General features: G+C 67.8%; 8 protein-coding genes. 6 read left to right on the top strand and 2 right to left on the bottom strand.

The window, feature by feature from the left end; translation table 11 throughout:
* Nucleotides 1-47: 47 nt before the first annotated feature.
* From P2Q66_RS13715 to P2Q66_RS13690, 6 genes are all read left to right on the top strand, one after another.
* Complete coding sequence (locus P2Q66_RS13715) at nt 48-992, top strand: tetratricopeptide repeat protein (protein WP_275728941.1); 945 nt, start codon at nt 48-50, stop codon at nt 990-992.
* Between the two features lie 84 nt (nt 993-1,076).
* A complete protein-coding gene (locus tag P2Q66_RS13710) occupies nt 1,077-1,922 on the top strand; it encodes a CPBP family glutamic-type intramembrane protease (protein ID WP_275728943.1) in 846 nt (281 codons plus the stop codon).
* Between the two features lie 104 nt (nt 1,923-2,026).
* Nucleotides 2,027-3,055 carry a LacI family DNA-binding transcriptional regulator gene (locus P2Q66_RS13705; protein ID WP_275728939.1) on the top strand — a complete coding sequence of 343 codons (1,029 nt, stop codon included), beginning with the start codon at nt 2,027-2,029 and terminating at the stop codon, nt 3,053-3,055.
* Nucleotides 3,056-3,137: 82 nt separating this feature from the next.
* Nucleotides 3,138-3,416 carry a hypothetical protein gene (locus P2Q66_RS13700; protein WP_275728937.1) on the top strand — a complete coding sequence of 93 codons (279 nt, stop codon included), beginning with the start codon at nt 3,138-3,140 and terminating at the stop codon, nt 3,414-3,416.
* Nucleotides 3,417-3,547: 131 nt separating this feature from the next.
* A complete protein-coding gene (locus P2Q66_RS13695; protein ID WP_275728935.1) occupies nt 3,548-5,755 on the top strand; it encodes a penicillin acylase family protein in 2,208 nt (735 codons plus the stop codon).
* Entirely contained in the window at nt 5,742-6,338 is a 597-nt protein-coding gene (locus tag P2Q66_RS13690; RefSeq protein WP_275728932.1) for a GNAT family N-acetyltransferase, read from the top strand. Before P2Q66_RS13695 ends, P2Q66_RS13690 begins: the two co-directional genes overlap by 14 nt.
* 15 nt (nt 6,339-6,353) lie before the next feature.
* Here the strand turns inward: P2Q66_RS13690 and P2Q66_RS13685 are convergent, their stop codons facing one another.
* Together P2Q66_RS13685 and P2Q66_RS13680 are read right to left on the bottom strand one after the other, a co-directional pair.
* Nucleotides 6,354-6,533 carry a hypothetical protein gene (locus P2Q66_RS13685; RefSeq protein ID WP_079595056.1) on the bottom strand — a complete coding sequence of 60 codons (180 nt, stop codon included), beginning with the start codon at nt 6,531-6,533 and terminating at the stop codon, nt 6,354-6,356.
* Nucleotides 6,534-6,583: 50 nt separating this feature from the next.
* On the bottom strand, nt 6,584-7,360 hold the full coding sequence (locus tag P2Q66_RS13680; RefSeq protein WP_275728929.1) for a hypothetical protein: 777 nt from the start codon (nt 7,358-7,360) through the stop codon (nt 6,584-6,586).
* Nucleotides 7,361-7,444 lie beyond the last annotated feature (84 nt).

The following is a 7,444-nucleotide window of genomic DNA, read 5'->3' as shown; positions in this document are numbered from 1 at the left end:
TTTAATCCGCCATGGTGCCCGCAAGGGGCGGGCCGCATACTGGACGGGTGACGGCAAGCAGATGGACTGGATTCGGCAGCCGGCGCGGACCCACGGAGGTGTGGTCTGACTGGACAGCTGCGGATGAGGCTGGGGATGCGAAGAGGGCAGCGCAGCTTGCCTCCGAGATGCTCCGGCTGGCCCCGGATTCCTTCGACGCCTGGTTCCATGCCGGACTCCTCTCAAAGGCACAGGGTGAGTGGGCGCAGAGCCTGGAACGCAATGCGCGTGCAGTTGAGCTTTTTTCGTCGCGGGACGCTGAGGAGTTCGACGGCGTTAATCCGGCAGCGTGGAACCTGGGCATTGCGGCCACGGCGCTGGGCGACTGGGCAACCGCCCGGCGGGCATGGACGGCCTACGGCGTCCAGGGCCTGGAAAGCGGCTTTGAACCCATCGACGAAAATTTTGGCATGGTGCCCATCCGGCTGAACCCGGACCAGCCGTCCCTCCCCCACCAGGTCCCGCCGTCGGCTGGAGCCGCCGAGGTGGTCTGGTGCTGGCGGCGTAGCCCGGCCCATGCCGTCATCGCGAATGTCCCGCTCCCGGAATCCGGGCACAGGTGCAGGGATGTCCTCCTGCACGATGGCGAGCCGAAGGGATTCCGCCGGCTCGGCGGACAGGACGTCGCCGTGTTCGACCAGCTCAAACGGCTCGAGGACTCGGGCCTGCCCACCTGGGAAGCCAGGGTTACCGGAGCCACCACGGACGACCTCCAGGAGCTGTCCGACCAGCTGGAACAGCGGGGACTGGGCCTGGATGACTGGTCCGGGATGCGCCTAATGTGTTCGGAGTGCTCGCACGGAACTCCCGAGGAGGGGCACCATCATGAACCGGCGCCGTCGGACACCGCCCGGCTGGGGCTGGCCGGCCACGAACATGAGCTGAGCGGGATCCTGCAGGCCTGGACCGGCTCCCGGCCTGCGGTGGACCTGGACCTTACGCTGCTGTGGTGACGGGGTGTCACGCCCTCGTTTCGCTTCCGGGCCGCAAGTAAACTGGCATCACACCGGAAGCGCCACTGCAAGCATAGGGACGTGATGAGGCAGCAATCACCGGCGCAAGCCGATCTTCTGGGGCCGGAAGCAGGGAAACCGGCCCGCACGGCCCTGGCCGTCATCCCCGCAGCCCTTGTATCGGCGTCTGGGTTCCTGCTCTTTGTGCGGGAGGACCGGCTCTCCGGATTCCTCCTCCTGGCGGTGGCCCTTGGCCTGGCGGGCTTCATTAACAGGCGCCTCCTGATCGACCTGGCGCTGATCGCGGTGGGGCTGACCGCCATGAGCCTGGTCCCCATCACCACGGACATCAGCACCGAGCACATGGCGGTGATGGGAACGGCGATGATCCTGGCCGTGGGCATCCCGTATGCCGTGTCGCGCTTCATCACCAGGGACCATGCCATCCGTTTCCCCATCAGGAGCGGGCAGCCATGGACCCGCGCCGAGAAGTGGTACCTGCCCGCCGTCCTGGTGATCGGGTACGCCCTGATGCCGGTCTACATGATCCGCACCGGCGTCTATAACAACTGGCCCGCCGTCAGTGACGTGGACGGGATAGCCAGGCTCTTCCTCGGCACCAACGTGCTGGGCATCTGGGATGAGCTGTTCTTCATCTGCACGGCTTTCACACTCTTCCGCCGGCACCTCCCCGACTGGCAGGCCAACCTGCTGCAGGCCGTGCTCTTCACATCCTTCCTGTGGGAACTCGGCTTCCATGCGTGGGCGCCGTTCTTCATCTTCCCGTTCGCCCTGCTCCAGGCCCGGCTGTTCACGGTGACGAAGTCCCTCTCCTACATCGTCAGCGTGCACCTGCTGTTCGACTTCGTGCTGTTCCTGGTGCTGATCCACGCCCACAACCGCGCGTGGATCGACATCTTCCTCTACTGATCCTGTTCCGCGTGAGGGATTAGGCTGGAGCCCGGATCCGTCCGTCGGAACGGCGCGGCCGCCGGAATGCAGCGGCGAGCCGCCATAGATGATGCAGGAAGCAAATGGCGCAGGAGGCAGTTGGCCGGGACAGGCCCAAGGCGGCGACGATTTACGACGTCGCGGCGCTGGCCGGTGTTTCCCACCAGACTGTGTCCCGCTACCTGAAGGACAAAAACGCGCTCAAGCCGAGCACCCTGGAACGGGTGGAAAAGGCCCTCGCCGAACTGAGCTACACCCCCAACCTGGCTGCCCGCTCGCTGCGGTCGCGGGAGCTGTACCGGGTGGTGGTCGTGGTCCCCGAGGCGTCCCTGTACTTCCCCGCAAGGATGCTCAACGGTGCCGCTGCAGCAGCCCATGCCGCCGGCTACCGGGTGGACGTGGTGGCCATGGAGGGAACAGAAGAAGCACGCAGCCGTCAGCTGCACACCCTCCTCGCGGGCGACGACATTGCCGGCATCCTTTCCTTCGTTCCCCAGCCGCAGGCCGCCGCTGCCGGCCACGCCTCCCGTGTTCCACTGGTGGTGGCCGGCGAATACGACAACCAGATGCGCGCGCTCGGCAGCATCGCCGACGGCACAGCCGCGGCCGGCATCGTGGAACACCTGGCGTCGCTGGGGCACCGCAACTTTTTCCACGTGGCAGGTCCTGCCGGCTGGCCTTCGGCGCACAACCGCCGGGCGGTGTACGAGGACACCGTCAGGGCACTGGGACTCAACTCCCTGGGCATCACCGCAGGTGACTGGTCGGCCCCCTCCGGTTACGAGGCTGGACTCGAGGTGGCTGCCGCAACGGACGTCACCGCAGTGCTGGCGGCGAACGACGAGATGGCCATCGGCGTCATCCGTGCATTGCACGATCGGGGCATTTCCGTCCCGGGCCATGTCAGCGTGTTTGGCTGGGACGACACTCCGGAATCGAAGTTCCACATACCGTCCCTGTCCACGGTGCACATGGACCTTGAAGCTCTCGGTGCCCGCAGCATGGCCGAGCTGACGGCCCGGATCCGCGGGGAACAGCCACCCGCCAACCCCCTGGCGCTTCCGCCCATGAAAGTGATCTACCGGGAATCAACAGGGCCGGTCCGCAGCTGACCCCGGGAACCAGTGCCGGGGAACCGTAACCCGGGAATCCAGGGCCATACTGGGAACTGACACTCCTCATGAAAGGCGCATCATGTCCGATCCGGAGCTTGAGCTGCTGAGGCAACGCGCCGCCCGCGGTGATTCCGATGCCGTCGATGAGCTGATCGAGCAGGCCGCCGAACGCGGGGACATGGCCGAGCTCCGCAGCCTGGCAGCCTCCGGAAGCCGGGATGCGGCCGACCAGCTGTTGGAGCTGGCCGCTGAAAGGAACGACCTGGACGAACTGCGGCGCCTGGCGGCCGGCGGCAACCAGGACGCGGCAGAAATGATGGCGGAGATCGACAGCGAAGAGGACCCTTCCGGCTCCTGACCGCGGAGTCCTCCCTCCGCTTTGTTGCGCCCCGCGTTTTGGGCAAGCTGGAACCGGCCACGTACCCTTACTTAGGCTTACCTAAGAAGAAGGAATTTACGTGCCCACCACCTCCCCGGCTCCGCGATCCCATGCCCGCTGAGACCTTCCGCGACCCCTGGGGCATTCCCCACCTGCGCGCCGGCTCGGCTGATGAGCTGGCGTTTTTGCAGGGGCAGAACGCCGCGGCGGACCGGTCCTGGCAGATCGAGATGGAGCGCTGGCGGGCGGAGGGCCGGACCGCCGAACAGCTGGGTTCCGAAGGACTGCCGTGGGACCGGTTTGCGCGCCAGGCCCGCATCGATGACACGGCACGCCGCTGCTTCGAGAACCTGGACCCGGCCACGCAGCGGTGGTGCACGGCTTACGTGGACGGCGTCAATGATGCCCTTCGCTCCGGCCGCCGGGACGCCCGCGAGTTCCGGGACACCCGCACGGCGCCCGCCGCCTGGAAGCGGTGGACTCCGCTGGGTGTTTTCCTGGTCCACCACATCCTGTTCAGCACCTTTCCCAACAAGCTCTGGCGGGACCAGGTGGCCAAGGCCCTCGGCCCGGATGCGGTGGGGCTGTTCAGCATTGAGGCGCCCGTGTGGGCCGGCAGCAACGCGTGGGCTGTTGCCGGAGGCCTGACCGCCACGGGTTCGCCCCTGGTTGCCGGGGACCCGCACCGGCTCATGGAGCTGCCGGGCGTCTACCAGCAGGTGCGGCTCGCCTGCCCGGAGTTCGACGTCGTCGGGCTGGCTTTTCCCGGCGTGCCCGGGCTGCCGCACTTCGGCCACACGGGGTCCGCGGCGTGGGCGGTCACCAATGCGATGGCCGACTACCAGGACCTCTACAGCGAGCGGCTGCGCCGGGACGGAGGGGCCCTGCTGGCCCTCGGGCCGGACGGCTGGGAGCCGGTGCCCGCGAACCATCAGGAAAAGATCCTGGTGCGCGGCGCATCCGCCGAGACCGTGGACATCATCGAAACACAGCGCGGGCCGGTCATTTCCGGCGGGCCCGACGGCGCCGCGCTGAGCCTGCGGACACCGTCCAGGGCTGCGGGTCGGCTGGGTTTCGAGGCCCTCCTGCCGCTGTTGCGGAGCCGTTCCGCCGGTGACATTGAGGCTGCCCTGGAAGCATGGGTGGAGCCGGTCAATTGCGTCCTGGCCGCAGATTCCGGCGGCGATGTCCGGCAGCTGGTGGCCGGCAAGGTTCCGGTGCGCAACCCGGAGAACCGGGTCCGGCCTGTTCCGGCGGAATCCCCGGACCACCAGTGGCACGGGGACTGGGTGGACCTGCCGGCGTCCCGCGTGGACAGTCTGGCGGTGAACGCCAACGACCGTGCCTCCGGCGGCGGGGACCTGACCGGCCTGGAATTCGCCCCTGCCCACCGGGCACGCCGCATCCGGCAGCTGCTCGAAGAACAGGCCGGCACCGGGCTCAGCAGTGACACCGGGATCAGCACTGCTCCTGGACTCACCGCTGACGACATGCAGCGCATCCATATGGACTGCCGGCTCGGATCCTGGCCTGCGCTGCGCCAAGTGCTGGTGGACCTGGATCTGGATCGCAGCACCACCAAGCAACGCGGGGTCACTCCGCGCCCAATCCAACGCCGAAATGCGGCCGGAAGTGACCCCGCGTTGCCCCTGTCCGCCGCCGCGGCGGAACTGCGGGAGCGGCTGCTGGGCTGGGACGGACAGATGCATGCCGGCAGCACGGACGCAGCATCCTTTGCGGCGTGGCGGTCAGCGCTGGTAGTGGGCCTGACCGGGGATCCCCTGCTGGCACCGCTCGCCGCGCCCGCCGGGCACTCTCCCCTGTTCGCGCCGTGGCTGAACCCGGTGGCAAGGGTGGGCTTCGCGCTCGAAACCATCCTCGCCACAGGGGCCGCCTTCGGCATTGACGTCCCTGCCGCGGTGGGCCAGGCGCTCGAGGTGGCGGCAGCGGCGCCGTCGTCCGCTGCCTGGGGAGAAACCCACACCGTGCTGCCGCTGCATGCGGTGGCGGACTACCCGGCGACGGGTGCCGCTGCGCCCGCCGTTCCGCCCACCGTCCTGTCCGGGGACACGGGCTGCGTGCTGTGCACGGAAAGCCTGCCGGGCGTCACGGATGCCTCCTTCCGCGGACCGGTGGCCCGCTACGTGTGGGACCTTTCGGACCGGGCGAAAAGCCGGTGGATCGTGCCGTTCGGTGCGTCCGGCAACCCCGCCGATAACAACTTCCTCAGCCAGATGCCGCTGTGGGCCGCCGGCGAACTTCTCCCCGTCATCACCGACTGGGACCAGCTCACGAAGGAGAACCATGACCAGAACTGACACCGCCCTTCCGTACGCCGACCGGGAGGCTGTTTACGAGGAGGACCTTCCGGAGCTGGGCCGGCTGCGGCTGCTCCGCCTGGCGCCGGAGGAAGACGCGGACCTGATCCATGGCTGGGTGCGGGAGGAACGGGCCCGGTTCTGGGGAATGAACGGACTGGACCGGGACGAAGTGCGGGACATCTACCTGTTCCTGGACAGCCTGGACACGCACCACGGATACCTGATGACGGTGGACGGCCAGCCGGCCGGCATCTTCCAGACCTATGAGCCCCTGGAAGATCCGGTGGCGGAGGCCTACCCGGCACGGGTAGGGGACGCCGGCCTGCACCTGCTGCTGGCCCCGGCCGCACGCCCGGTCCCCAACTTCACGCCCACCCTGCTGTCCGGCCTGGTCCGGTTCCTGTTCTCGGATCCGGCCAAGGACCGGGTGGTGGCGGAGCCGGACGCTAGGAACAGCAAGGCGATCGGGCGCTTCGTGGGGTTCGGGTTTGAGGCCGGTCCCACGGTCCAGCTGGCCGAAAAGGAAGCGCGGCTGGTGTTCCTGACCCGGGAAAAGTTCGAAGCACGTCCGGCCGGGTAGGGCCCGGCCCGGGCCCTACTCTTCGCCGCTGTCCTTTGCTTCCAGGTACTTGGCCATGGCCTCGCAGGCCTGGTTCCAGCGTGCGTTCATCGCGTGCCGGCTCAACGGGGCGAACATTCCGTCGAGGACTTTCTCCACTGCGTCGTATGCGGCATCCAGGGCTCTTTCCTGCGCCGCCGGGCTGTAATAGTTCATGTCAGTGATTCGTTGTGGCTGGCGGCCCGGATGGCGGAATACCAGGCCGTTTAGCCGGCCGGCCGGAGCGAGGTGATCATCCGCCGGATGTTCTGGTATTCGGTGGTGTCCATGTACTTCCGGGCCTGTTCCAGGTACGGCAAGGACTCGCTGCCGGGGGTCCTGTTGTTGTCCGGGTTGTAGAAGGCACCGAACATGGCAGCGGTGGGCGGCCATGTGAAGAAATGGAAGATGGGGCAGGCAGTGTCGCCGGTGGGAGCCTCAACTGTGGTGATGCCGTAAGCGGCAGCCGGGGTATCGGCCGGGCCGGGAGCGGTGGCGTCGCCGCGGGTTTCAAAGACGTACCGGGGCACATCCCCGTTCTGGGCCAGCGCCGGCATCTGCTGCGACTCAAACTCGGAGAAGGGGTACTTCTCCATGCAGGTGGATCCCGTGGCCATGTTGGTCCGCAGCGTAGCCAGTGGCCGGCCCGCTTCGTTGGTCACCTCGGCGAAAGCCCCGCCGCCTTCGGGCAGCTCCCCGGCCGGGTCCCGCACGCTCCACGCGGACGGAAGGTCAAAGGCCAGCTGCCCGTCCGCCGTCGTGAATGTCTTCCAGGCCGCCTTGGTGGCTGTGGTGGTGGCTGTAGGTTCCGCGGTGGCCGTTGCGGTGGCCGTCTGCACGGCCGACGGCGAGGCAGACGGCGGCGCGGCAGTGGCGGACGGACTGGGGGCAGTGCTCGTCGCTGCCGGCGTGGTGACCGTGGGCTGCCCTGCCTGCGGGCCGCATCCGGCAACCGCAACACCAACCAGAATCAATGCGGGAAACAGACCGCGGGACCTTCTCATCACACCCTCCCAGGGTACGAAAAACCTGTCCCTTCATTGTGGAACCGCGGGCGCAGGAAGGACCGGAAACCGCTGGATTGCCGC

Origin of the sequence: Arthrobacter sp. Cr_A7 (assembly GCF_029222765.1) — a bacterium.
Classification (GTDB): Bacteria; Actinomycetota; Actinomycetes; order Actinomycetales; family Micrococcaceae; genus Arthrobacter.
This window is presented reverse-complemented; position numbering and strand designations above follow the sequence as displayed.